The 2,751-nt window shown below is 67.2% G+C and carries 2 protein-coding genes and 1 pseudogene; all 3 read right to left on the bottom strand.

Going from position 1 to position 2,751, the window contains the following annotated elements:
• Window positions 1–1,090 (bottom strand): annotated as a pseudogene (locus tag B1A78_RS21315) (PD40 domain-containing protein); the annotation flags it as partial.
• 13 nt (window positions 1,091–1,103) lie between these two features.
• Window positions 1,104–2,150 (bottom strand): YncE family protein, encoded by a 1,047-nt coding sequence (locus tag B1A78_RS21310; RefSeq protein ID WP_077148849.1) that lies wholly within the window; start codon window positions 2,148–2,150, stop codon window positions 1,104–1,106.
• A gap of 45 nt (window positions 2,151–2,195) precedes the next feature.
• A partial coding sequence (locus tag B1A78_RS21305; protein WP_144037955.1) for an amidohydrolase family protein occupies window positions 2,196–2,751 on the bottom strand: 556 nt, incomplete at its 5' end.

The raw sequence follows: 2,751 nt of genomic DNA, 5'->3' as shown, positions 1-2,751 counted from the left end.
CCTGCAGCAATTTGGCGCGCACCGGACCCGTATCTTCGCGAAAGCCGATCCGTGTGCTCGCGCCGACCGCGAGTTGCAGCCGCGCCGTGAACGGCACCGGTACCGCCGCCGACCCGTCGATCGGCCGCCGCTCGATCTTGCCCTGCCAGGCGATCAGGATCGCCTGGCCGTCGGGCGTGAAGGCATAGCGCGGAATCAGGTCGAGCCATGCCAGCCCGTTGATCAGGTCGGCGGGCGCGGGCCCCATATCGCGGTCTTCACCGGTCGTCAGGTCGCGCAGCCGCAATCGCGTCTCCGCCAGCCGCCGCGTCGCATAGGCGAGTTTGGTCCCGTCGGGCGAAATTGCGGGCCGGAAAAAAGTCTCCTTCCCCGCCTCGCGCCCGCCCGAATTGCCGACGACGACCTGCTCGGTACCGGTGGCCAGATCGCGGCGGACAATGGTCCACGCCACCGGTTCGGCAAAATCATTGTCACCGACGCGGCGGGCGAAATAGAGATATTTGCCGTCACGCGACGCCGCGGCGCCGAGCGTGCTTTGCCAACTGTCGCGCGGGGCGGCGTCGGACGGCTTGGCCGGCGCGACCAGTTCGCCCGGCCCGCCATCGACGGGATGGCGCCACAATTCATAGCGGTCGATGCGGATGCGATAGCGGCTGACATAGACCGACTTGCCGTCGGCGCTCCATTCGGGCGAGACGCGCACCGCGCCCTCGTCCTCATCGCTGATCCGCCGCGCGCCGCTGCCATCGGTGCGCGCGATCCACACATTGTCGCCGCCCGACCGGTCGCTGACATAGGCGATCCATTTCCCGTCGGGCGAGAAGGTCGGCTGCACCTCGAACGCCATGCCCGTCGCGATCGGCACCGCCTTGCCGCCGTCCGACGACAAGGCATAGATTTCGCCGAGCATGTCGAACAGGATCGTCTTGCCGTCGGGCGAGACCGCGAGCGACATGAACGTCCCGCTCGACACCTCATAATCGAGCGTGCGCGCGGGCTTCATCGGCAGCGCGCTATCGTCCTTCGCCTGCGCCGCCAGCGGCAGCGCGAGCGCCGCCACCGACATCAACAGCTTGCCTATGCCGTGCATCGCATCGTTCCCCTCAGTTCGGCTGCCACGTCTCCACCCGAAAGCTGTCGGGGTGATAAACCGTCACCTCTTCACCGCCATCCTTGGCGGGAAGGTCGGTCGAATCCGCATTGACCAGATAAAGCCGGCCGGTGCGGTGATCGATGTCCATCATCCGCGCCCCGAAAGACGTACGAACGGTCGCGACGAGAGTCAGCGTGTCGCCTTCGCGCCGGACCACCGACATCGATCCCTCATAATTGCTGCTGACGATCCGCTCGCGCTCCTCGTCATAGGCGAGTGCGTCGAGTCCCTTGCCGATGGTCACCCGCGACAGGATGCGACCGTCGGCGGGGTCCATCAGGAACACCGCCGGCCTGTCTCCGGTGCACGCGCCGAGCAGCCGATTTGTCGCTGCGAGATATTTCATCTTCGACACGTTGCAGCCGACGTCCCAGCGCGCCTGTTCCTTGAGTGTGGTCGAATCGAGCTTGAGCACGAGGCCGTCGAGACGCGCGGGAGCATAGAGATGGCCTTTGCCGTCAGCGGCGGGATCGTCCATCTTGCGGAACGGGAAACGCGTCGTGCGGAGCAGCTTGCCGGTGGCGGCGTCGATGCTGAACCAGGTCGCTTCCTTGGGGCGCGTGCCGGTGATCATGTGCAGCTGCCCGGTCGCGGGATCGAGCGAACCGCTGTTGAGCCCGCCATCGTCGGCAAGCCTGGTCCGCGCAATGACCTTCAACGTCTTGAGGTCGAAGCTCAGCAGCGAGCCATCGTCCATCGCGACATAGCCGCGGCCGTATTTCGGCAGCAGCACCGGACCGTTGGCGCCGACCGAATTCTCGACCGTCGTCACCGCCTTACCCTGGTCGACGTCGTAAACGGTCAGCCCGTCCTTCAACCGGCCCATGAACAGCCGCGCGCCGCCGGGTTCGAACTTCACATAGTCCCAGCCGGTATCGCCGCTCGGCAGCGTGACGCTGTCGGCCATGACATAGGGCAGCGCCGGATCGGCCTGCTGTGCCGTCGCGGGGCCGGTCGCGGCGAGCGCGGTGGCGGCAACAAGGATCGCATTTTTCATCGGCAGCTTTCTGTATCGAATGGCGCAGCGCGGACGGGGCCCGCCTCAGCGCGCGTCCTTGTACCGTTCGGCGAGCAGGTCCTGGCGCGAGACATGGCTCGCCTCGCGGCCCTCGACGATGACGTGCAGGGCGATGCTCGAGGGTTCGAGCGGATCGCCGTCCCAGACGACGAGGTCGGCGTCGGCGCCCGGGGTCAGCGTCCCGCCGTCGCGTCCCCAGATCGCGAGCGGATTGACCGTCACCGACCGCAGCGCATCAATATAGGGCAGCCCGTTGGCGACCGCGAGCCCGGCGCCTTCGCGCAGCCCCATGCCGGCATTATAGGTGGCGTGGATCGCGCCGCCTGCCTGTCCGACCGCGACGCGCACCCCCGCCTTGGCGAGGATCGCGACATTGTCCTGCCGCATGCCGAGCTGGTCGAAACTGAACGGCAGATTGGCGGTCGGATCGACGACGACCGCGACCTTCGCCGCCGCCAGCACATCGGCCGCGCGCCACGCTTCGGCGCCGCCGACGATGATGATCCTGATCCCGAAATCGGAGGCGAGCGCCGCCGCCTGACGGATGTCCGATTCGCGGTGACGCATGCCGAGGCGTGGA

It is taken from the genome of Sphingopyxis sp. KK2 (assembly GCF_001990265.1).
Lineage (GTDB): Bacteria > Pseudomonadota > Alphaproteobacteria > Sphingomonadales > Sphingomonadaceae > Sphingopyxis.
This window is presented reverse-complemented; position numbering and strand designations above follow the sequence as displayed.

What these genes read in the sequence shown, in the direction of transcription:
- B1A78_RS21310 (WP_077148849.1), bottom strand. Translation starts at nt 2,150, where the DNA reads ATGAAAAATGCGATCCTTGTTGCCGCCACCGCGCTCGCCGCGACCGGC.